Source organism: Bacillus sp. WC2503 (assembly GCF_052682895.1).
Window position 1 is genome coordinate 421,847 of record NZ_JBQYMD010000001.1, and the last position, 22,171, is coordinate 444,017.

Here is a 22,171-nt window from a genome sequence, read left to right on the forward strand (position 1 = left end):
AAAGGGGGACTGTAAGTGATCATATCAGATGTACTATACGGAGAATTTGAAGTAGATCAAGTGTTAGAAGAATTAATTTTAAGTAAACCAGTGCAAAGGTTGAAGGGGATTCATCAAACCGGAGCAAGTTACTTAATGAATGAGAAATGGAATGTAACGCGATTTAATCATTCAGTTGGTGTTATGTTGTTAATAAAAAAACTAGGTGGTTCGGTAGAAGAACAGATTGCTGGTTTACTGCATGACGTATCACATACTACTTTTTCTCATGTAATAGATTACGTTTTTGATAATATGAATGAAAGTTATCATGAAGAGATATTTAGTTCTGTTGTGAAAAACTCAGAAATTCCAGCAATTCTTTCAAAGTATGGTTATAACTATGAAGATATTTTGTTAGATGATTCGAAGTGGACGTTACTGGAAAGATCCGCGCCGGAATTATGTGCAGACCGGGTGGATTACACATTACGAGATATGTATACATACGGATATGTTTCTTTAGAAGAAGTTCACAATTTTTTATCGGATGTCATCGAAGTAGATGGGAAAATGGTTCTTCAAAATATCAAAATGGCAGAATGGTTTACAGAAACGTATTACAAAGAAGTAATCGATTTCTTTATGCAACCAACTAATATTTACGGAAATGATATGTTAGCTAAGACGTTAAAGTTAGCTCTTCATAAACAAGTTATTCATGCAGATGATTTTCTTCTTGAAGATCATGAGCTTATAGTAAAATTGCAGCTATGTAACGATTCAGAAGTATATGCTTTATTAAGAAAAGTCCATCCAAATGTAAAAGTAAGAGAAGATAGAAGTGAGTATGATTTACATCAGAAAAATAAAGTCCGTCTTATTGATCCGCTATTACTTCGTGAAGGGAAAATCGTTCAGTCATCTGTCGTATCAGAAAAAATAAGAGAGATGAGCGATATCGCTTATGAAAAATCGGTGAGAGGGATGTATGTGAAAGTGATTTCTAATTAAAAAGAAGTAGAGCATCACTTTTGGATGCTCTACTTCTTTCCTGTTAATTATCAAACCAATTCCACATCTCAATATCTCCAAGAGTCGCATAACGTACGTGCGGGGAGTTTTGTAATTTTAATAATTCTTTCGACGGGCCGGTAATGACAATGCCATATACTTTTACGCCGTTATATTTTACATATTTATAACGTTTATCTAAGTTTAGTTCGCTTTCAGGAAGCATAGCAACTTTACTTACAGTTTTTTTATGTGTCGAAAGAATACGCATCATTTCAATTACTTTACCCTCTTGCGTTTTCTGATTTTCTGTTTCATCATCAAGGAATCTTATGTGTTCTGGAAATCCAATAAAGTCGCTCCCAGATAGGATGAAATTTTCTTCATTTATTCTTTCTTGTCCTGTGTCTAAAGCGTACCATAAAGGAGTTGGCGGCATTTCTTGTGCACCAAATACGCTATATAGAAGCGGTTCTAATTCTTTTAAAGTGTAAAGTTTGTCAAAAGAAATTGCTACTTCTGCAACGGTTCCTTCATGTACTTTTGTAAGTGTATCCCACACTTTTTTTGAAGATTCTTTTAAATAATCACCCGGTTCTGTTTTTGGGTGAACGAAGAAGAGTTTTGGCTGATAGAATGTATTCATCCAAGATTTATTTAAGACATTTACAGATGATAAGAAGCTACTTGTTTCTAATGTACCCAGTGAAATTTCTTTTTTGCCGACTGTTTTCACTAAATTAAAGTGGCTATTTGTACGAAAGAAAGCTTCTACACTTGTTCCACCGCCCGTAACATGACTATTGGGAAGAGTTGCTTCAATTGCAAGAGAAGGAACACTTCTTATTTCTTCTAGTCTTTTATCATTATTAGTTTGAAAATAAAAGGCTGATAATATCCCACCAATCACATATATGACGATACAAATAGATAGGATGAAACCAAACATTTGTAATCGATTTTTCCATTTAATTCTCCAAAAAGGAATTTTCATATCCTTTGGCGGTAACTTTTTCTTAAGTGGCTCTGTTTTTACTAACAGCTCATCTAAGTAAGCTTCACACTCTTCACATGTCTCAATATGACTTTCTAACTGCTCTTGTTCATCATGCGTGAGCGTTCCGTTTTCGTACTTTTCCCATAGTTTTTTAAACTCTGCACAACCCATCTGTATCACTCCTTTATGCTTTTTGCTTCTTTTCGTCCGCGGTGTAATTCAATTTTTACTTTCGCTAATGAGAGACCAGTCATTTCTGCTATTTCCTTATAGGAGAATCCGTAGTAATCTCGTAGTAACAGGACATTTCGTCTTTCGAGCGGAAGAGAAGATAAACCTTCTAACCAACTAGCAATCTCATGTTTTACGAAATAAGAGTGCTCTGTACTTGGCACGTGTGGTAAATGGAATTCTTCAATTTTCGTTGTTTTATATTTTTTCTCTTTTCGGTACCAATCGATAAAGGCGTTGTAGGCAATTGTAAATAACCAAGGTCTAATTTCTTCTCCTTTATAATAGTCAATATGGACGAGCATTCGGTAAAATGTTTCTTGCATAAGATCTTCCGCGTAGTGGGAATCTCCGGTTAGGGAGAGAAGATAGCGAAATAAATCATGCATATGATCTGAATAAATGTCTTCTAATGATTGTTTGCGTTTCACTAATTTCCCTCCCTTCATACATAACAACGAAATACATATAAAAAAGTTACATTTGTTTTTAAAATTATAGTAAAAAACGTCAAGAATTGGATAGGATTCTCTTTTATCATAATACATATAAGGCGGGTGAACAGAGATGGAAAGCTATGAAACACAAATTCAAAGGTCCATTGATTATATTGAGGAGGATGTAATGGAAAAACAGACGCTGCGTAATTTAGCTCGCATTGCAGGTTTTTCTGAGTCGCATTTTCATCGTGTATTTCAGGCGTTAGTAGGTGATACAGTAATGGAGTATGTTCGAAAGAGGAGGTTAGCCCGGGCAGCTTATCAACTTTCTCATACGGATGAAAAAGTTATTGATATCGCGTTTGAGCATGGCTTTCAATCTCATGAAACGTTCACGAGAGCCTTTAAAAAATTATTTCAAATGACACCGAGTGAATATCGAAAACAAGAAATTGAAACACCGATGTATTACAGTGTGAATGTAAAACAAAGAAAATTAAATCCGTATTTAGGGGGCATACAAATGGAATATCGTATTGTAAATAAACCAGAATTTTTAATGGCAGGTTATGAACTGAAGACGACAAGTAAAGAAGGGAAAAACCACCAAGACATTCCAGCATTTTGGCAAGAATATTTACAAAAAGATCTTGGAACAACGATTCCGAATCGTAAAGATACGAGCCAATGGGTAGAACTTGGATTATGTACAGATTTTAATTTAGAAACAGGGGACTTCACTTATATTATCGGAATGGAAGTTACAGACTTTGAAAATGTACCAAATGAGGTTGCAAAGCGTACTTTCCCGGCAGCAACATATGCCGTATTTACAACACCGAAAGTTCCTCATGCAGAAATGGTGTCGTCCATTCATCAAACGTGGAATGCAGTATTTTCAGAATGGTTCCCGCATTCAGGATATGAACATTGCGGCGTTACAGAGTTTGAACTATATGATGAGCGTTGCCACGAAGATAAGAGTGAGTTCGCTCAAGTAGAGCTTTGGATACCGGTGAAGAAAAAATAATAATAGGGTAAAAGCGAATCATTGGGAGATGGTTCGCTTTTTAATAAAGGGGAAATGGGAAGATGTTCAAAAAACTAGAATGTGTATCTATACATACGAAGGATATAGAGAAGTCGGTTTCTTTTTATAAAGAAATGGGAATGAAGCAAAACTGGATTATAGAAAGAGAACTAGAAGAAGGGGTTATTTGGACGTTAATAGGATTGAAGTTTCTAGATGAAAAAAGTTCGGAGTTAGTAATAAGTAATCATCCGGATATTAATTTTATGGAAGTCGAAGTATTAGTAGAAGATGTACAACAAACGTATGAAAGTTTAAAAGATAATAAAGATGTAAAATGGATTCGTGAACCATTTCCAACAGAATCAGGACATGTTGCGGTAATGGAAGCGCCTGATGAGAATGTGTTTGTGTTAGTAGGGAAATAGGAGAGAAGACATAGTAAAAATTAACATGGACTTCGTCAAAAGTTTGAATATTTAAAAGAAGAGTTAGAAATACCATACCCATCGGAAGATATAGAAAGAATTGAAGAGGAATATAAGACAGATTCTTTTGTGGAGGATTTTTACAGTTATACGTCATTAATAGATGGGAATTTGAGTTATGTTCTTTTTTCTAAAAAAATTCTGGAATTACAAAGAGAGTTGTTGTATAAAAGCTTTTTACAAGCGTATCCAGAATATTTATTTATAGGTATATGGAACAATATGTGGAATTGAATCGCCAACTAAGCATATATGAACAAATCCGGAAGTTATTAATTGTTATCATAGAAGAGTATTAAAGAAAAGGTGCTTTTGTAAAGCACCTTTTTTATGAACGAAACGGAAATACAAGAACAATCGTCGTTCCTTTCCCGAGTTCACTATCAATAGAAATTGTCCCGTTTTGGGCATGAACGAGCTGTTTCGTAATGGCGAGACCAAGTCCAGTTCCGATGTTGCTTTCTTCTGTATTAGTCCCTCTGTAATATCGCTCGAATAAAAGTTCTTTCGTTTTATCGTCCATTCCTTTTCCGTTATCTGAAATAGATAGTGTAAATGAATTTACATCCTGCGAAAGCTTTACGATTACATTTGTCGTTTCATTATTATGTTTCACAGCGTTTGCTAGTAAGTTTTCGATAATACGCTGGAACCATTTTTCTTCAATGAAATATTGAATTTTATTTGAGCTCGGTACGAATTCAATATTTTGATTTTGCAGTGTCGGATTATTAATAAATTGTAATAATACTTTTTGGACGAATTGATTCATTTCAATGTTTACGTGCTGGGCAGGAAGGCTGTTATTTTTTAATTGATACGTTAAGCTTAAATCGTCAATTAGTGTAGTCATATATTGAGATTTCTCTTTCATAACGCTGCCGAATTGCTGAATGTCACGATCAGTCCAGTTATACTGCTTTGATTCTAGTAATAATGCGTAGCCATATATAGAGCTAAGTGGTGTTTTTAAATCGTGCGTTAGACCGGTAATCCATTCTTCACGTGTTTGCTGCAGTACTTGCCTCATCGCATCATTTTTTTTGAGTGTAATTGAAAGGTGCTCTAGTGAGCTAGTAACATCTCTAAATAAGCGAAATGACCATTTTTCTTTACCAGATCGCCTGAATCGAACTGGTTTTCCTTTTTTACTAACAGGCTCTTCATATTTTCCACCAGCGATATTTTTAAGCCAACGCATTGCGTGTAGTAACGGTTTCCCAAACTTATTTCCGTACCAAATAGATAGAATGACTAAATAAACAAAGACGATAAGAAGGATTAATCCGCATCCGATTAGAAACTTCTTAGTAAATACATCCTCAATTTCGTCATCTGGGTAGTATCGTTGATTTTTTGCTGTAACGACGAGAAGCTGACCACTATTTGCATCGTAAAAGCTAGACGTGTTTTCTTTATGATTCCACGGTTCTTTTTCGTTAAGAGCAGTCTGTATTGTAGAAAGTGTTTTTTTCTTTCCAGTTGGATAGGAAAAAACCTCTTCGCCACTATGATTAAATATTTGCAGCGTTGCTTTTTCTTTAGAGAGTAACTGTTTTTCTTGTTCTGTTAATGTGAACGAATCTGTAGGTACAGAAGAGTGTTCTTTCTGAATTGTTTTTAGTAATGCATTACTTTTTAACATACCGCCGTAAATAACAAGTACGTTTTTTTCTTCTACTTCAATTTCCCAATATGTAAATGTATAAGGGCTTTCTATATGATTCTGTATATGTGCGAGTAAAGATGTTTTCGTATAAGAAGTTGGGACATCACTTGGTGTATTAAATTGATAGAGGACTTTCCCGTTTTCCTCTACAATCTGAATCCAATCATTTTTCTCTTTAATTAAATCTTTTACTTCCGTTTTTAACGTAATATCGCCATCTTCTGAAGAGATATATCTTGAAATTGTAAAACTATCAGAATCCGGAATGTTAGGTTCGTATGAAATACTAGTAACAAGAAAAATTAAATAAGTGAAAGCAGCGACTACAGCAATAAGTAATGTAACTAAAACAAAAACGTGTTGCAGTATAAATTGGATGATAAGCCGTTTATTAAGATTCATATCGTCACCCTACTTTGTAACGAACTTATAGCCAAGTCCGCGAACAGTTTTTATGTATTCTGGTTTACTTGGGTCTTGTTCAATTTTTTCGCGTAGCTTTCGAATGTGGACCATAACAGTATTGTCATCGCCATTATAGGCGGGTGCTCCCCAAACTTTTTCGTATATTTCTTCTTTCGAAAATACGTAGTTCGGATTCTCACAAAAGAAGAGTAGTAGTTGAAACAGTTGAGCGGAACATTCGACAACGTGTCCATTTACTGTAAGTTCTGCGGAATGTTGATCAATTTCAAATCTCCCAAATGAAATGGAGTGTGCTTTTTGTTCGTGTGGTACGGTTTGTTTCATATGTCTTCGAAGTTGTGCTTTCATACGAGCTACGACTTCTAATGGATTAAATGGCTTCGTAATATAATCATCTGCACCGTATGAAAATCCAGATATTTTATCTAGATCAGATGCCTTCGCTGATAGGAAGAAAATCGGACAATCTGTTTGTTGGCGAATAATTGGACAAATATCAAAACCAGATTGTCCAGGAAGCATGACATCTAAAATAATTAAATCGTAATTGTTTTGTTCGATGAGAGATAAAGCTAATTCAGCTGATGTTGCAGTTGTAATATGAGAAAAACCTTCTTTTTCAAGAATGGTAGTTAGTAGTTGTAAAATTGCTGTTTCATCATCGACGAGTAATATATTTGCTTGATACATAAGAATCCCCCTTAATTTCCTCGAATATCATATCATCTTTTTGTAACATATGGAATTTTTAAGGAAAATTTAAGGTTTTCTTTTATAAAAAATTAAGAATCAAATGATATGATAAAAGTAACATAGGGGAGGAGATGAGTGTGAATCCGTTTCAAATGATGCGAGCTAGATATTTTTTAATTGTATTTGCACTATTAATTTTAGTAGCGAGAAGTAGTGAAAAATTGCTAGAAAGTACATTTCATATACAAAATTCATCTTTTATAAATATACTTATATTTTATATCCTTCCGATTGCATGGATTTTTTATGAGTATAGAAAGCACCGTGTTTCATTTTCATTATTTCTTAATAAAAATGAAACATTTAACTTGGTGCAAGTTATATACATTACGATTATGTTGTGCATGTTCAGTTACGGGTATCTGATTTTATACATGTACAGCTTTGCATGGATTACACCAGATTTTATTATGAATGCTTTACACAAACCGATTGTAGATAGTGCCGGGGGATATATATATCAATTTATTATGGTTGTATTTATCGCACCTATTATTGGAGAATTTGTTTTTCGTGGATTTTTACTTCAGCGCTTTGCTGCGAAATGGGGAACGAGTATAGCGATGATTGCAGTGGCACTTTTATTTGCGATATTACATGTCGATTTTCTCGGTGCCGCCGTATTTAGTATCGTATTATCAATCGTATATATTCGTACGAAAAGCTTACTCATGCCAATTGCGATACATATGTTAAATAATACATTTGTACTTTGTGCATCGTTCCTAGTAAGTAGAGAAAAGATCATGAGTTTTGCAGATTTCTCAAACTATACGACGTTCTTTCCAGGACTGATTATTTTTATAACAGGATTAAATTTAGTACTCATCTTTTTATTTGTTAACCGCAAATACTGGAGTAAAGAAGTGCCAGTTATATACGCAGAGCAGGTAGAGAGTTTTGCAGATGTAGTGGGAGATAAATGAGACGAAGAAAACGATTGAAAAAATATTGAAAGACATTATAGATGCTACGTCTATTACAGATATGTGTGATAAAGGCTTTTGTCATTGGCTTTTTAACTTGTAGTAGATACAATTGTGTTTCCGGAGTATTACTTATTTTCTAGTACTCATTTAAAAGAAAATATTATTTCTCTTCTTATTGTATTAGGGATTTTAATAATATTCGGTCTAATGTTAGAAGTAATGATGAAGCGTATCTTCAGAAAAAATGAAGAGAAGTATGTGCGGGTTCATAAAGTATTCGCGAAAGTAATGGGAGCTTTCCTTTTGTTTTATGGTATGAAAACAATCATTTACTTTATAGCTTTGAGACATCATTAATTCTAAATTTGAAAGGAATGTATAAAATTATATGAATGAAACAATATCATCAAATAAGTTTTTTTATTTGATTTTACTTAGCATAGTGCTAATAACGACAGTAAATGTTATTCTCCGCTGGGAGGAAGCCTACTTTTTCATGTATTTAGCGCTCCATTTATTAGGGGTCTTATGTATAAGTGGTGGCATGGTTACTGAAAAAAAGGGTGGCGAAAGTGTTAACTATATGTGTGTGATCGGTCTTGTTTTACTTTTAGCTGTACAAGGTATTATGAAATATAGTTCTTTTTCTGTACAAGATTTCAGTTTGTTAATAGATGTACTGCCTTAAGGGGGATAAGTACTTATGTTATCGAAGAAACAAATAGGGTATATATTTGTTTTAGTAGGTTTTTTTACGATTATTATAACGACGCTATTTTTTCAAGACTATGAATATGTAAAATATGTAAAATATGTAAAAGGCGCTGGTTTAATGTGCTGGTTTGTAAGTGCTTTTCTTATTCCGAATTATGAACCGAGGAAAGTGTCTAAAAATAGGTGAAACTCTTCTTATGTAGAAGAGTTTTTTTTATCCCGCATTAACGGGCAGTAAGACCCCCACCTCAAAATTCAGTGACAGCAAAGAAGTTAGGCGAGGGATCAACTGCCCGTAAAAGCCCGATTGGTGAAGGCTAATAATCAGTGGGGGATGAAGAAAACCCCCACTGATTAAAGTTTCACTTTATGTAAATAGAAGGCTCTCGAGCAATTCTCGTAATTAGCTTGTTCTAATTTAGCATGTACGAACTTACAATAATAATAGACAGGCAGCATAGAGGAGGGAATAACGTGAGGAAAGTTATTGGGTGGTCGCTTTTTTTGTACGTTGGATTTGCGTTATTTATATATTGGTATTTATTTGGATGGAATCATGAACTCATTCCGGACATGTATAAAGGAACGAGTGCAGATCCAGAAACCTTTATGAATGCGAAAGAGCTTACGCTAAGCCAAGATTATTCGCGCGTGAAAAATTTACTGTTCTTTTTAGCGACGCCTCTTGAATGGATTATTTTATTATTTGTACTCGTGCTCGGTATTTCAAAAAAGTTTGAGAAATGGTCAACGGAAACGACTAAAATAAGTGTCTTACAAGTTGCGATTTATTTCTTTTATTTATCATTACTCACAACGGTACTGGCATTACCGATGCAATGGATTGGGCGTAAAGTGTCGGTTGATTACGGTATTTCCACGCAAAGTACACAAAGCTGGATAAAAGATCACGTTATCGATTTTTGGGTTAATTATGCGACGATGTTACTCATTGTTACAGTTCTTTTATGGCTTATCCGTAAATTCCCGAAGAGATGGTGGCTAGCAGGATGGGCACTCTCTGTACCATTTACAATCTTTTTAACGTTCGTACAGCCTGTTATTATTGATCCACTTTACAATGACTTCTCGACGTTGAAAAATAAAGAGTTAGAAACGAAAATTTTAGCGATGGCAGACAAAGCTGACATTCCTGCTAAACACGTATATGAAGTAAATATGTCGGAAAAAACGAATTCGTTAAATGCATATGTAACAGGAATTGGCCTTAACTCGCGTATTGTAATGTGGGATACAACGCTTAAGCAATTAAAAGATAAAGAGATTTTATTTATTATGGCCCATGAAATGGGACATTACGTAATGAAACATATATATTGGGGCGTTGCGAGTTATATTTTCATATCGTTTATAGGTATGTATTTAATTAGTCGTATTTTAAATATGTGTATTCGAAAATGGGGAGATACGCTGCAAATTTCAAAAATGGCATGTTTCTCGATTTTACCTTTATTTTTCTTAATTTCTTCTGTACTATCCTTTGCATCACAACCAGCAACAAACTACGTTTCACGAATAGAAGAACGCGCGGCGGATCAATACGCTTTAAATATGACGAAAGATGGGAAATCAGGTGTGAAAACTTTTCAATATTTATCAAAAACAAGTTTAAGTCAAGTGAATCCACCAGCGTTAGTAAAATTTTTCTTATACACACATCCACCAATTTTCGAAAGAATTCATACGTTTGAGCAATATGAGAAACAAAAAAACAAGAAGTAGCGATTATGCTACTTCTTTTTTATAGAAATATAAGTTTGGTATTGGGAATATTTATCATTGCTTTTTATTGTGATTTTGTAAATAATAAGCTATAAAATTCTAAAAATCTATATATAAAGGAATAAAGGTGGAAATATGTATTTTTTACAAAATTTAAAAGTGAAACATAAATTATTCTTACTTATCTCATTAGCAGTTTTGGGCATGGCAATTATGAGCTGTGTAGCAATTAATTCTATTAACAAGATTAAGCACGATACAGAAATTGTAGTAGATGATTATCAAAATTCTGCAGTTTTATTAGAAGGAATGCTTCGTACACAAAATTCACTAGAATATAACTTACTAGAATTAATTACAACGTCACAAAATGAGGGGACAAATAAAGAGGGGATTATTAGTAGTGTTGAAAAGGATCTTAAAAAATATGATTCTTTATTAAAAGAATATGATGATGGCGTTAATTTAAGTAAGCAAGAGGATGAGCTGTTTCAGAAGATGAAGAAATCTTTGCCAAGTTATATGGAGACATATAAGAAGTTGTTTGACAAAGCGAAGGGAACAAATGAATCTCAAATGGTAAACGAATTTCAAAAGGACTTAAAACCGAAGGGAGTAGAGTTAGCTGGTTATGCTGTAGATTTAGAAACTTATGTTTCAAACTTAGCTGACCAAGTATTTAAAGATTCTCAAAAAATGATAGATCGCTCTGTTATTACCTTTATCATTCTTGCAGTAGTTACTACAATCATTATATGTATAGTAAGTTATATTATTAGCAAGCTTATAGTGGCACCTTTACAAACGGTTAGTCGTATGATGGAAAGAGCAAAAGAGGGAGATTTAACTGTACATGGTGATTATAATGCTAAAGATGAATTAGGTATATTAGTAAGTGATTTTAACGAGATGATTGCAGGGCTAAGAACAAATATGCAAGAAGTAGAGAATAATATTCAGCTTTTATTCCAATATGCAGACGGAGTAGTATCTGCATCAGAAGTATCTAGCGGTGCAGCAAAGAAAATTACTATGGATATTGAAGAAGTTGCCAATGGCGCAGAGAGCCAAATGCAGGCAATGGAACAAACTGCGGGTGCGATGGAAGAGTTGACACAAGGAATGCAGAGTATAGTGAATACATCATCCTCTGTAAATGAATTGTCTGCTCAATCAGCACTAGATGCAGAGAGTGGTAACAAATTAATGAAACAAATGATTCAACAGATGGATACAATCCAAAATTCAGTACATAGCGGTGTGAAACAAGTAGAGACTATGAAAGAACAATCAGAAGAAATTGTTAAAATCATTGATGTTATGCAAGGTATTACCTCTCAGATTAACTTATTAGCATTAAACGCCGCAATTGAGGCTGCACGTGCTGGAGAAAGTGGTAGAGGATTTGCAATTGTGGCAGATGAAGTACGAAAATTAGCAGAACAATCTAGTGACTCTGCTAAACAAATTGAGAAGCTTATTACTCAAGTTATGGGAACAACGAATCATACGGTACATATGATGGGGAAAGTAGATAATGAGGTACAGGCAGGTACACAAGTAGTAATGCATACAGAAAAAGTATTTGGAACTATTACAGAAAAAGTGCAGCAAGTATCTGAGCAAATTCAAACGGTATCTATGTCTACAGATGAAATTGCAGCGAGTAGTGAGGAGATTTCTGCTTCTACAGAAGATATGGCGCAAATTTCTCAAAGATCATCTGATCGAACTGATAGGGTAAAAGAGTCTATTCAACAGCAAGAAAAATCTGTTCAAGAGATTTCGACTTCAATTGAACATCTGCACAACGTAGCAGGAGGACTAAAACAGATAGTTTCCCAATTTACTCTTCAAAAATAGTAGAGTATATGTAAGTCTTCATAAATATATAGACCTCTCAATACATATAAAAAATCATCCTGTGGAATACAAAAGGATGATTTTTTATTATGAAAATTTTGTGTGGATGTCAATCGTTATATTCTAGTTTTTTACAATTTTTTGATTGTAATATATAATAATAAGTAATGTTTTTAGAATTTTTAGTTTTATAAGAGAGTGATTGTAGGAGGAGAGAAAGGGTGTACAATAAAAAATCAATGCCGGCTATAAAAATGATCCTTTCGATGTCTATTTTCGGATCAATTGGATTTTTTTCTGTCCAAACAGGTTTACCGTCTTTTGAATTAGTATTTGTTCGTTGTATTTGTGCAACTATATTTTTAGCGTTATGTTGGTTAGTGACAGGACAATATAAAAATGAAAAGTGGAATAAAAAAGAGATTGTGCAAATATTAGCGTGCGGCGTATTTCTCGTTTTTAACTGGGTATTTCTATTTAAAGCGTTTGAAGTTATGTCAATTACAATTGCAATTTCTGTCTATCATCTCGCTCCAATTATCGTATTAATGATTGGGAGTATCGTATTTAAAGAGAGGCTAACAGCGTTTGCCGTTATGTCCATTGTCATTTGTTTCCTCGGCACGGTTTTAGTAGCTGGAGTAGATGGAAGTGTGTCGCTCGAGAAACTCATGTCATCTGGAATGGTATGGGCACTACTTGCAGCGTTATTTTATGCTTTTACGACTTTATTAGGAAAAGGAATCAAGCATACGAGTGCATATGCGATGACATTTGTACAAACGTTTTTAGGTATATTTTTATTGTTACCATTTGTGGATTTCGGACAGTTTCAAGGTTTAACAGAGACGAACTGGATGATGATAACGGCAACAGGACTTATACATACTGGGTTTGTATATTACTTGTTTTTTGACAGTTTAAGAGATTTATCGACGAGACTTATTTCTGTATTAGTGTTTTTAGATCCTGCTGTAGCAATTTTGTTAGATACGGTCTTTACCGGATTTAGACCGACTAGTATGCAAGTTGTAGGGATTGTCCTTATTTTTGTAGGAATGGCACTCACTTTTCGTAAAGGAAGAGAAAAGGAGCTATCGGTGAAGGGAAGTGCTACCTCTGAAATGTAAAGTTGTATTTGATATAATTTCATTTTTAATTTTGGAAGATGTTACGAAAAGGCCGTTGTTGTATAACAGTGGCCTTTTTTGTATGGAATAGAGCACGAAAGAACGGCGTTTTCAAAAAAAATGAAATGAATTTTCAAAAAAAACTTCCTTTTCTGAAGATTTGTTATATAATATAAAACATAAAATCAAATCTGTTATAAAACAGTTTAAGAAGGGGATGCTAATATGTCGACGCGAACTTCACGGGTTACATTGCCCGGAGAAATGTTACCAGCGTACAACGAAATATTGACACCTGAGGTGCTTAGTTTTTTAAAGGAACTACATGAAAATTTCAATGAGCGCCGCACAGAACTATTACAAAAACGTGTAGAGAAACAAAAAAGAATTGATGCAGGGGAGTTTCCGAAGTTTTTAGAAGAAACAAAGCACATACGTGAAGCGGATTGGACAATCGCCAATCTTCCGAAAGATTTAGAGGATCGCCGCGTAGAGATTACTGGACCGGTAGATAGAAAGATGGTCATTAACGCTTTAAATTCAGGAGCTCATCTTTTTATGGCGGATTTTGAAGATTCGAATTCACCAACTTGGGAAAATGCGATTGAAGGCCAAATTAACTTACGAGATGCAGTAAAGGGAACGATCTCACACAAAAATGATAAAGGAAAAGAATATAGATTAAATGATAAAACAGCTGTACTCATTGTGCGTCCAAGAGGATGGCATTTAGAGGAAAAGCATATGCAAGTTGATGGGAAAAATATGTCCGGCAGCTTAGTGGATTTTGGTCTGTATTTTTTCCATAATGCGAAGGCGCTTTTAGAAAAAGGAAGTGGCCCGTACTTTTACTTACCGAAAATGGAAAGTTATTTAGAAGCGAGATTATGGAACGATGTATTCGTATTTGCTCAAAAATACATCGGTATTCCAAACGGAACAATTAAAGCGACTGTGCTATTGGAGACGATTCACGCTTCGTTTGAAATGGATGAAATTTTGTATGAGCTAAAAGATCATTCTGCTGGCTTAAACTGCGGAAGATGGGATTACATTTTCAGCTTCTTAAAGGGTTTCCGTAATCATAATGAATTTTTACTGCCAGATAGAGCGCAAGTCACGATGACGGCGCCGTTTATGCGCGCGTATTCTTTAAAAGTAATTCAAACATGTCATCGCCGTAATGCACCAGCAATCGGAGGAATGGCAGCACAAATTCCGATTAAAAATAATCCAGAAGCGAATGAAGCGGCTTTCGAAAAGGTGCGTGCTGATAAGGAGCGTGAAGCTTTAGACGGTCATGATGGGACTTGGGTTGCCCACCCGGGACTTGTACCGGTTGCGATGGAAGTATTTAATCACATTATGAAAACGCCGAATCAAATTTTTAGGAAACGTGAAGAAATACGTGTTACAGAAAAAGATTTATTAGAAGTACCAGTGGGAACGATTACAGAAGAAGGTCTTCGCACGAATATTAGTGTAGGTATTCAATATATTGCATCTTGGTTAAGTGGACGGGGAGCAGCGCCAATTTATAACTTAATGGAAGATGCAGCAACTGCGGAAATCTCCAGAGCACAAATATGGCAATGGATTCGTCATGAAGGCGGAAAGCTAAATGATGGCCGCAATATTACGCTCGAATTAATGGAAGAATGGAAAGAAGAAGAATTAGTAAAGATAGAAAGAGAGATTGGTAAAGAAGCCTTTAAGAAAGGGAGATTCCAAGAGGCGACAACATTGTTTACAAACCTCATTCGGAATGATGAGTTCGTACCGTTTTTAACATTACCGGGTTATGAAATTTTATAAAGTGAAAAGGGGATGGAATAAATGAAAAACGAAAGAATCGATAAATTACAAGAGAACTGGGAATTAGATACGAGATGGAAAGGAATAACACGTCCGTATTCAGCTGAAGATGTAATTCGTTTGCGTGGTTCGATTGATATTGAACATACAATAGCACGCCGCGGGGCTGAGAAGCTTTGGACATCGCTTCATACGGAAGATTATATTAACGCACTTGGTGCATTAACAGGAAACCAAGCGATGCAACAAGTGAAAGCGGGATTAAAAGCAATTTACTTAAGTGGTTGGCAAGTAGCGGCTGATGCAAACCTTTCTGGACATATGTATCCAGACCAAAGCTTATATCCAGCGAACAGCGTACCAGCTGTAGTAAAACGAATTAATCAAACACTTCAACGTGCGGATCAAATTCAGCATATGGAAGGAAGCGATGATACAGATTATTTCGTACCGATTGTAGCAGATGCAGAGGCTGGATTTGGCGGACAATTAAACGTATTCGAGCTTATGAAAGGTATGATTGAAGCGGGTGCATCAGGTGTACACTTTGAAGATCAATTATCTTCAGAGAAAAAATGCGGACATTTAGGTGGAAAAGTATTACTGCCGACACAAACAGCGGTACGTAATTTAATTTCCGCACGCCTTGCTGCGGACGTAATGGGAGTACCGACAATTATCGTTGCAAGAACAGATGCAGATGCAGCCGATTTAATTACGAGTGATATCGATCCGGTTGATAAAGCGTTTATTACAGGAGAAAGAACACCAGAAGGATTTTATCGTACGAAAGCAGGACTGGATCAAGCAATTGCACGTGGTTTAGCGTATGCACCGTATGCAGACCTCGTTTGGTGTGAAACGTCTGAACCAAATTTAGAAGATGCAAAACGATTTGCAGACGCAATCCATAAAAAATATCCAGGGAAATTACTCGCTTATAACTGTTCACCGTCATTTAACTGGAAACAAAAATTAGATGAAAAAACGATTGCGAGCTTCCAAAAAGAAATCGCATCTTACGGTTACAAGTTCCAGTTCGTAACACTTGCTGGATTCCACTCATTAAACTACGGCATGTTTGAATTAGCGCGTGGCTATAAAGAGCGTGGCATGGCAGCATATTCTGAATTACAACAAGCGGAATTCGCAGCAGAGAAACACGGTTACTCTGCAACTCGTCATCAACGCGAAGTAGGAACAGGTTATTTTGATGAAGTAGCACAAGTCATTACAGGCGGTACTTCATCAACGACAGCGTTAAAAGGTTCTACAGAAGAAGCTCAGTTTACGAAATAAAAGGAAGGTGATCACAATTAAGTGATCACCTTTTTTATTACTCTTTATATAAACTGATAACATCTTCTCCCGTTAAATATATTACGGTTACTTTTTTATTATCCTTCTCATAAACTTTCATTCCACCCTCTGCAAAAGTCTTATCCCATCCCTTTAATTTTATATGTATTTGATACCATATAGATAAACCTGATTCAAAACAATCGCCTTTATATACATACTCACCTATCTCCTCAGTAGTATGAATTAATTTAGCTTCATAAGGTATAGGGAATCCTTTAATTTCAGAATCAATAGTCTTATTAAAAACTAGAAGGTATGTTAACGTAATAATAGTAGCCAATAACAAAAATAAAATCTTTTTCATGTATGTAAATCCCCCATGGCAAACGGCCTTGTAATTTTATCCCGCTATTTGCGGCAGTAAGACTCCCGCCTCAAAAGTTGGCTGGAGCAAAGAAGTTACGTGGGAGATGCACAAAACCCCACTGATTAAAGTTTCCCTTTAACTAGTTGTATTATAATATAATATTTTTATAATGTGATTTTAATTATTATAAAATTTTTGTGAAACGAAAAAATGGGCTGAATTCTCTTACATAACTATAGAAAGCTAAAATTTCGTTAGGGGGTATCTCGAGATTTTAGCTTGATAGTTCCGGTAGGAAAAGAAACGATATGAACGATTATTCGGATATATGTAACATAACTTAAAATATATTTACTAACAAAAATAGAAATAATATTAGATCCATTCTTTCCCATGCTTACGAATAAACGTCATATCTTTTTCATAATGATCTAGATGTCCTTCATCAATCATTCTTTGGAAATTTCCGTCTCCTTCTTGTACTTTTCTTTTCACATATGTACATAACCCTTCTAAACGTAGTAACACCATTTCGAAGTAATTTTCGTCCATATCTTTATCGTAGGACTGAGCAAACAACTTTACTCTTTCTTTAATACGACCTGCATGTTGCGATGAGTCGTAATGAATTGCCTCACCTGATTCCGTATAATACACTCGACTTAAAGGTACACAAGTATAAAGCGTATAAGCGATATCCCACATTCTTGGACCAGGAGCAGCGACGTCAAAATCAATAATACCGACTGGCTTTTCATTATTGAAAATAATGTTATATATAGCAAAATCATTGTGGCATAAAACCTCAATGTTATGTGGGGTATGATCCATCGGTTTCCAATCAGCTAATAACGGAAAGTCACTTACAGCATCATGGTACAGACGGAGCATCTTTGCGATTTCTTTCAGCACATCATTAGACCACATGAATTCTTTTAAAGGATAATTGCCTGCGTCGCCTTCTATAAATGATAAAATCTCTCTATCTTTTTCATCTATGCCCAAAAACTTTGGGGCATAATGAAATCCTTTGTTTTCTAGATGACGTAATAGCTTATGAATTTTTGTACTGTCTGGCTTTAATTCCCGCCGAACAGTATTTTCAGAACGATATACGTTTGAGACGTTTCCCCCTGTTAGCTTTTCTTCTTGTTCGTAGTTTGACATGTGAAAATTCCCCCTATAATTAAAAAATCCAATTCCAAATAGTGAATATACCGACAATAGCAGAGAAAAGAAGGAAAGCAAGGAATACTAGACACCCAAGAGAGAGTAACTTATCTTCCCATGTTTCTTTATATTCATATACTAATTCCTCTGCTACTTTTTTTTGTACTGGAGATAAAGGCTGCTCTTTATACAATTTCTTTATCTTGCTAGAATCGCCTTTGAATTTTAAAGCACGCGCAATATGATAAGGATCATTTCCCATTGATTTTTCAAATAATAAACATGATTCATGCATAATATCTGTTTTATGCTCCTCTAGATACCAATAACGTCCAGCCATTTCTGGATATTGTAATTTATAATAAATGTCTCCGATTTGTTTTCGAAGATGTAATTCATTTGGGTATGTAAAGATGAGACCGTGTAATCTTTCTCTTGCCTTTCCGAGATTATTATTTTCAATATCCTCTTCAATTCTCTTTAATGTTTTTTTAGGAATTTTGGTTGTCATGAATTCCTCCTTATATAGAATAGAGATAATTTTATTTTATAAGAAATACTAAAAATTAGAAATTCTATTTTCAAAAAAGATTGTACATTTTATTTTAAGTATGCTATGATGATGTCAGTTGAATAGTTAAATTAAGCAATCCATATATTATCAAGTGCCGAAAACGAACGAGAAAAAGTATGTGAGAACTAGTTTATGTTTCGTGTTTGATAATGTGTGGATTCTTTTTTTATACAGGAAGACTAAAATAATTTGTATTTTCTTAGGAGGAAATAATCATGGCAGTAACAGGACAAGTAAAATGGTTTAACAACGAAAAAGGCTTCGGTTTCATCGAAGTTCCAGGCGAAAACGATGTATTCGTACATTTCTCTGCAATCGAAACTGAAGGTTTCAAATCTTTAGAAGAAGGTCAAAAAGTTAGCTTCGAAATCGAAGAAGGCAACCGTGGACCTCAAGCTAAAAACGTAATCAAACTATAATTTTATAGTTGATGATGGAAAAAAGGATGGCTCATGCCATCCTTTTTTTGTTGTTGAGATATATGTAAATGAAGTTGTACTCGACGTTTATAGAGGTAATGAAGAAGAGTAAAAGGCTTTCCAAAAAGGAAGGCCTTTTACTCTTCTTTTCCTGCTTTTTTCTTCTCGCGTTTTTTACATTCAGGACATTTCGATTTACGAAATGGTTTAGCGAAGAATAGCAGAATGAAAAATAAACCGAATATAATACTAGCTGAGTTTTTCACGATAATGACGCTACTATTTTTCATTTGAATCGATGGTTGGATCTCTTTTTCTTCCATAAGGGCCCTCCATATATTGGATTTATATTTTAATTATAGCAAAGTTAATTGTTGTAATGATGTAAAAAGAGGAAGGGATAATAAATATTTATAGGTAGTATAAATGCTGTTTTTATGGTTATAAAACTATTTAATTTATATATCGTGATTTTATTGTTTGACAAATGTTTGATAAATGATAAAAAATTGTAAAAAAGCGGAACCTGTTACCTATTTCCTTTTCATAGGTGCTAAAATTATATATGCAGCTGCTAATATAAATAGAAAATGAAAAAAGGAGATAATAGGATATGGAAAGTAAAGTAGAACGCTATGTCGAAAATTATGTTGTAACTAAAAATACAATGGCCTTACTTCCTGTTATTCTAAGTGAAAAGAAAATTGTTACGCGAGTTGTTGAAATGGAAGATTCTTTTTTCGTATTTCAAAAGCCTCTAGATATTATAGAGAGAAGTTGTCGTAAGCATGGATCTAGTTTTTTGGGCAGAAAAGAAGGAACGAAAGAGTTAACGCACATTACACATAAAGCACCGATTGCAATCAGTCCGACAGATCAACTTTATTTTTTCCCTACTTATTCTTATTCTAGAAAAGAGTGCGCGTGGCTGTCGCATTTTTATATCGAAAGTAATCGAGAATTAAAAGATGGAAATCTTATGATTCGATTTATAAATGGCCTTGCTGTGAAATTAGAAATATCAAAAAGTAGTTTTGAAAATCAACAAAATCGTACAGCGAAACTGCGTACAGAATATGAAGATCGAAAGAAGAAACAAGGAAATCCTTGTTTTAAAGAAATTGATAAAAGAGATGAATCAACATTAAGACCAGCTTATGAGAAAGTGTATTTTGTTAGGGAAGAAGATGTGTGAGAGGAAAAGGATGAGGAGACTCATCCTTTTTTTATTTCATTATATATACAGTTTACGCTGTAAGATTCATAAATAAACCGAGTGAGATGTACAAATATATTGTTCTTTAATGGAACAATATAATGGTAATTTCCTTATATATATTTAATGTAGTGTGAATATATATCATTTTATATTTGTGGCATACATGATACTTCTTTCTATATAGGTAGAAATACCCTTACGTGCAGTAAGGGTATTTTTTTGAAAAAGACGAATTATTCCTTTCTGTAGTTTCTGCTTTTTCATCAAACGTAACCGTTAAGTTACAATTTGTGTATAGTGTCTAAATTATCTTCATATCCTGTCGAATATTGAAAGATTATCATAGCTAAATAATGAAGGAATTCTAATGAAGGACATGGAAACTTAATAATTACATCTCCATATGTCGTATCTACCATTTCCTCTTTCAGAAAAGCAATGATACAGTAGAGGTAGTAATTAGAGTAAAGGGGTAAAGTGTAGAATGGATTTTCAGTCAATCAAAGAGTATTTTTCACCAGAAAATATGGATCATATTGTTGAAAGTTATAAGGCGTTCGGACCGCTTCTTGGCATCGGTTTGCCGATGATAGAGGCGCTTATTCCAGCATTACCACTTATTGTGTTTGTACTAGCGAATGCTGTTGCATTTGGATTTTGGCTGGGTTTCCTTTATTCATGGCTTGGATCAGTAATCGGTGCTATGCTTGTTTTTTTCATTATCCGCCATTTTGGACGAAGCCGTTTCTTTTCTTTTGTAAATAAGCATGAGAAAGTGCGCAAGGCAATGGGGTGGATTGAAAGGAAAGGATTCGCGCCAGTGTTTGTTATATTTTGTTTTCCGTTTACACCGTCTGCGCTTATAAACGTTGTAGCTGGTTTATCTCGCATTAGCGTAAAACAGTTCGGACTTGCGCTCGCATTCGGGAAGCTTGTGATGATTTTTATTTTAACGTACATCGGTCATGATTTAATGTCGTTTATTCATAAGCCAGTGAAATCAGTTATTGTAGCGATTGTTATTTTTATTTTATGGTATGTCGGTAAAAGAATTGAAGTAAAGTTAGAACTACATTAAGAATAGTCTTCTTTGTCCCACTATTTGAGGGCAGTGAAACTCCCTCCAAAAAATTCGGCTGAAGCAGAGAAGTTAGGTGGGGATCAAACTGCCCGATCGGTGCGGGATGAACAAAATCCCCACCGATTAAGTTTCACTTTATAAATGCAAGCTTCATTATTAAAGGGTAAGGGGAGAAGCGGATGAAGAAAACTTTGAAAAAAGAAGGCCTAGAGTGGATACGAACAATTTTAATTGGTGTACTATTAGCTGTATTTTTTCGAACGTTTTTCTTTTCAACGTACGTTGTAGAGGGGAAGTCAATGATGCCGACATTGCAGGATGGCAATATGCTCGTTGTAAATAAGGTGAGTTATCAAGTGGGGGACTTGAACAGGTTCGATGTCGTCGTTTTTCATGCGAATAAAAAAGAAGACTATGTAAAGCGAATTATCGGTTTACCTGGAGACCATATTGAATATAAGCATGATAAGTTGTATATAAACGGTCAATTTATTGATGAGCCTTATTTAGAGAAGTACAAGAAAGAGATAAATGGAAGGCAACTAACAGGTGATTTTACATTAGAAGAGTTAACAAAAGAAAAGGTGGTGCCAGCTGGTCATATTTTTGTAATAGGCGATAACCGCCTTGGGAGCTGGGATAGTAGACACTTTGGCTTTGTGAAGGCTGATACAGTTGTCGGTAAAGTCGATTTAAGATATTGGCCAATTCAAGAGGTGCAAACGAATTTTTCAAAAGGTTGATATAATGAAGTAGAAGTATAGAAAAGACAAACAACTCCGTTTGTCTTTTTTCGTGTACTATAATACAATTATAGT

24 protein-coding genes and 2 pseudogenes are annotated in these 22,171 nt (G+C 34.7%); 18 read left to right on the forward strand and 8 right to left on the reverse strand.

Features of this window, described 5'->3' with window-relative positions:
* Positions 1 to 15: 15 nt before the first annotated feature.
* Positions 16 to 993, forward strand: a complete 978-nt coding sequence (locus tag ACUN26_RS02280; protein WP_000587052.1) for an HD domain-containing protein — start codon at positions 16 to 18, stop codon at positions 991 to 993.
* Positions 994 to 1,036: 43 nt separating this feature from the next.
* Here ACUN26_RS02280 and ACUN26_RS02285 read toward each other — a convergent pair whose 3' ends face one another.
* Together ACUN26_RS02285 and ACUN26_RS02290 are read right to left on the reverse strand one after the other, a co-directional pair.
* Positions 1,037 to 2,161: an anti-sigma factor gene (locus ACUN26_RS02285; RefSeq protein ID WP_000501647.1), complete on the reverse strand. Its 1,125-nt coding sequence runs from the start codon at positions 2,159 to 2,161 to the stop codon at positions 1,037 to 1,039.
* A 5-nt stretch (positions 2,162 to 2,166) separates the two neighbouring features.
* The gene (locus ACUN26_RS02290; RefSeq protein WP_002038125.1) at positions 2,167 to 2,670 is read right to left on the reverse strand and encodes an RNA polymerase sigma factor; all 504 of its coding nucleotides are present in this window, start codon (positions 2,668 to 2,670) and stop codon (positions 2,167 to 2,169) included.
* 118 nt (positions 2,671 to 2,788) lie between these two features.
* Between ACUN26_RS02290 and ACUN26_RS02295 the strand changes: the two genes are divergently transcribed.
* From ACUN26_RS02295 to ACUN26_RS02305, 3 genes are all read left to right on the forward strand, one after another.
* Positions 2,789 to 3,691: an AraC family transcriptional regulator gene (locus ACUN26_RS02295; RefSeq protein ID WP_000446845.1), complete on the forward strand. Its 903-nt coding sequence runs from the start codon at positions 2,789 to 2,791 to the stop codon at positions 3,689 to 3,691.
* A gap of 62 nt (positions 3,692 to 3,753) precedes the next feature.
* A complete protein-coding gene (locus ACUN26_RS02300) occupies positions 3,754 to 4,119 on the forward strand; it encodes a VOC family protein (protein WP_000473635.1) in 366 nt (121 codons plus the stop codon).
* 99 nt (positions 4,120 to 4,218) lie between these two features.
* Positions 4,219 to 4,413: a YxiJ-like family protein gene (locus ACUN26_RS02305; protein WP_230305545.1), complete on the forward strand. Its 195-nt coding sequence runs from the start codon at positions 4,219 to 4,221 to the stop codon at positions 4,411 to 4,413.
* Positions 4,414 to 4,507: 94 nt separating this feature from the next.
* Here ACUN26_RS02305 and ACUN26_RS02310 read toward each other — a convergent pair whose 3' ends face one another.
* Positions 4,508 to 6,250 (reverse strand): ATP-binding response regulator, encoded by a 1,743-nt coding sequence (locus ACUN26_RS02310; protein ID WP_001052538.1) that lies wholly within the window; start codon positions 6,248 to 6,250, stop codon positions 4,508 to 4,510.
* Between the two features lie 9 nt (positions 6,251 to 6,259).
* Positions 6,260 to 6,964 (reverse strand): response regulator transcription factor, encoded by a 705-nt coding sequence (locus ACUN26_RS02315; protein WP_000283866.1) that lies wholly within the window; start codon positions 6,962 to 6,964, stop codon positions 6,260 to 6,262.
* 140 nt (positions 6,965 to 7,104) lie between these two features.
* On the opposite strand from ACUN26_RS02315, the gene ACUN26_RS02320 reads away from it, so the two are divergent.
* The 10 genes and pseudogenes from ACUN26_RS02320 (at position 7,105) to aceA (ending at position 16,520) form a co-directional block, all read left to right on the forward strand.
* Positions 7,105 to 7,953, forward strand: coding sequence for a CPBP family intramembrane glutamic endopeptidase (locus ACUN26_RS02320; protein WP_001067942.1), 849 nt, complete (start codon positions 7,105 to 7,107; stop codon positions 7,951 to 7,953).
* 61 nt (positions 7,954 to 8,014) lie between these two features.
* A pseudogene (locus tag ACUN26_RS02325) lies at positions 8,015 to 8,313 on the forward strand (malate synthase).
* A gap of 31 nt (positions 8,314 to 8,344) precedes the next feature.
* A complete protein-coding gene (locus tag ACUN26_RS02330; RefSeq protein WP_002093819.1) occupies positions 8,345 to 8,644 on the forward strand; it encodes a hypothetical protein in 300 nt (99 codons plus the stop codon).
* Positions 8,645 to 8,659: 15 nt separating this feature from the next.
* Positions 8,660 to 8,857 (forward strand): hypothetical protein, encoded by a 198-nt coding sequence (locus tag ACUN26_RS02335; RefSeq protein WP_000949415.1) that lies wholly within the window; start codon positions 8,660 to 8,662, stop codon positions 8,855 to 8,857.
* A gap of 287 nt (positions 8,858 to 9,144) precedes the next feature.
* Positions 9,145 to 10,413, forward strand: a complete 1,269-nt coding sequence (locus ACUN26_RS02340; RefSeq protein ID WP_001233276.1) for a M48 family metallopeptidase — start codon at positions 9,145 to 9,147, stop codon at positions 10,411 to 10,413.
* Between the two features lie 135 nt (positions 10,414 to 10,548).
* A pseudogene (locus ACUN26_RS02345) lies at positions 10,549 to 11,328 on the forward strand (MCP four helix bundle domain-containing protein); the annotation flags it as partial.
* Positions 11,329 to 11,484: 156 nt separating this feature from the next.
* On the forward strand, positions 11,485 to 12,276 hold the full coding sequence (locus ACUN26_RS02350) for a methyl-accepting chemotaxis protein (RefSeq protein WP_404841128.1): 792 nt from the start codon (positions 11,485 to 11,487) through the stop codon (positions 12,274 to 12,276).
* Positions 12,277 to 12,497: 221 nt separating this feature from the next.
* Positions 12,498 to 13,406, forward strand: a complete 909-nt coding sequence (locus ACUN26_RS02355) for a DMT family transporter (RefSeq protein WP_000282398.1) — start codon at positions 12,498 to 12,500, stop codon at positions 13,404 to 13,406.
* 225 nt (positions 13,407 to 13,631) lie between these two features.
* Complete coding sequence (gene aceB / locus ACUN26_RS02360; protein WP_000107647.1) at positions 13,632 to 15,221, forward strand: malate synthase A; 1,590 nt, start codon at positions 13,632 to 13,634, stop codon at positions 15,219 to 15,221.
* A gap of 21 nt (positions 15,222 to 15,242) precedes the next feature.
* Entirely contained in the window at positions 15,243 to 16,520 is a 1,278-nt protein-coding gene (gene aceA, locus ACUN26_RS02365) for an isocitrate lyase (RefSeq protein WP_000787333.1), read from the forward strand.
* Positions 16,521 to 16,557: 37 nt separating this feature from the next.
* On the opposite strand, the gene ACUN26_RS02370 is transcribed toward aceA, so the two are convergent.
* The 3 genes from ACUN26_RS02370 to ACUN26_RS02380 all read right to left on the reverse strand — a co-directional run bounded on the left by ACUN26_RS02370 (position 16,558) and on the right by ACUN26_RS02380 (position 18,571).
* Positions 16,558 to 16,887, reverse strand: coding sequence for a hypothetical protein (locus ACUN26_RS02370; RefSeq protein ID WP_000721808.1), 330 nt, complete (start codon positions 16,885 to 16,887; stop codon positions 16,558 to 16,560).
* A gap of 378 nt (positions 16,888 to 17,265) precedes the next feature.
* Entirely contained in the window at positions 17,266 to 18,057 is a 792-nt protein-coding gene (locus tag ACUN26_RS02375; RefSeq protein ID WP_000073822.1) for a phosphotransferase, read from the reverse strand.
* Positions 18,058 to 18,076: 19 nt separating this feature from the next.
* Positions 18,077 to 18,571, reverse strand: coding sequence for a DUF6584 family protein (locus ACUN26_RS02380; protein ID WP_000208488.1), 495 nt, complete (start codon positions 18,569 to 18,571; stop codon positions 18,077 to 18,079).
* A gap of 278 nt (positions 18,572 to 18,849) precedes the next feature.
* Here ACUN26_RS02380 and cspA point away from each other — a divergent pair, with 278 nt between their 5' ends.
* Positions 18,850 to 19,053 (forward strand): RNA chaperone/antiterminator CspA, encoded by a 204-nt coding sequence (gene cspA / locus ACUN26_RS02385; protein WP_000301522.1) that lies wholly within the window; start codon positions 18,850 to 18,852, stop codon positions 19,051 to 19,053.
* Between the two features lie 137 nt (positions 19,054 to 19,190).
* Here the strand turns inward: cspA and ACUN26_RS02390 are convergent, their stop codons facing one another.
* The gene (locus ACUN26_RS02390; RefSeq protein ID WP_000391370.1) at positions 19,191 to 19,376 is read right to left on the reverse strand and encodes a hypothetical protein; all 186 of its coding nucleotides are present in this window, start codon (positions 19,374 to 19,376) and stop codon (positions 19,191 to 19,193) included.
* Between the two features lie 290 nt (positions 19,377 to 19,666).
* On the opposite strand from ACUN26_RS02390, the gene ACUN26_RS02395 reads away from it, so the two are divergent.
* The 3 genes from ACUN26_RS02395 to lepB all read left to right on the forward strand — a co-directional run bounded on the left by ACUN26_RS02395 (position 19,667) and on the right by lepB (position 22,096).
* Complete coding sequence (locus ACUN26_RS02395; protein WP_000444438.1) at positions 19,667 to 20,248, forward strand: competence protein ComK; 582 nt, start codon at positions 19,667 to 19,669, stop codon at positions 20,246 to 20,248.
* A 508-nt stretch (positions 20,249 to 20,756) separates the two neighbouring features.
* Positions 20,757 to 21,350 (forward strand): TVP38/TMEM64 family protein, encoded by a 594-nt coding sequence (locus ACUN26_RS02400; RefSeq protein WP_000347508.1) that lies wholly within the window; start codon positions 20,757 to 20,759, stop codon positions 21,348 to 21,350.
* A 182-nt stretch (positions 21,351 to 21,532) separates the two neighbouring features.
* Entirely contained in the window at positions 21,533 to 22,096 is a 564-nt protein-coding gene (gene lepB, locus ACUN26_RS02405; protein WP_000751914.1) for a signal peptidase I, read from the forward strand.
* Positions 22,097 to 22,171 lie beyond the last annotated feature (75 nt).